Origin of the sequence: Dietzia sp. B44 (assembly GCF_014145245.1) — a bacterium.
GTDB classification, from domain to species: Bacteria; Actinomycetota; Actinomycetes; order Mycobacteriales; family Mycobacteriaceae; genus Dietzia; species Dietzia natronolimnaea.
Map to the genome: position 1 here is coordinate 44,821 of NZ_JAALEF010000511.1, position 311 is coordinate 45,131.

Annotated in this window: 1 protein-coding gene; it reads right to left on the reverse strand. The window is 66.9% G+C overall.

What is annotated here, in order from left to right; translation table 11 throughout:
- Positions 1-290 (reverse strand): Ku protein (locus G6017_RS17105; RefSeq protein ID WP_347238031.1); only part of this gene is annotated, 290 nt, incomplete at its 3' end.
- Between the last annotated feature and the right edge of the window lie 21 nt (positions 291-311).

Consider the following 311-nt stretch of genomic DNA (forward strand, 5'->3'; position numbering starts at 1 on the left):
GCCGCCATCGTCTCGATCAACGAGGCCGCCATCTTGACCTCCTGCGGCCGGACTCTCGCCTCCTTGTCCAGGCCCTCCAGGATCGCCGGGCGGATCTCATCCGGCCACAGCAACGTCTGCAGCATGAGGATGTCCTTGTACACCCGGAGCGCGCACAACCGCGTGCGATTGCGCAGCGTGAACGTACAGATCGCCAGCCGGTCCGTCGACTCCAGCGCCTCCCGCATGAGCACGTACGCCCGGTTCGACCGCGATGCCGGCTCCAGGAAGTAGGCGTTGTCGAAGGCCACCGGATCCACCTGGTCCGCCGG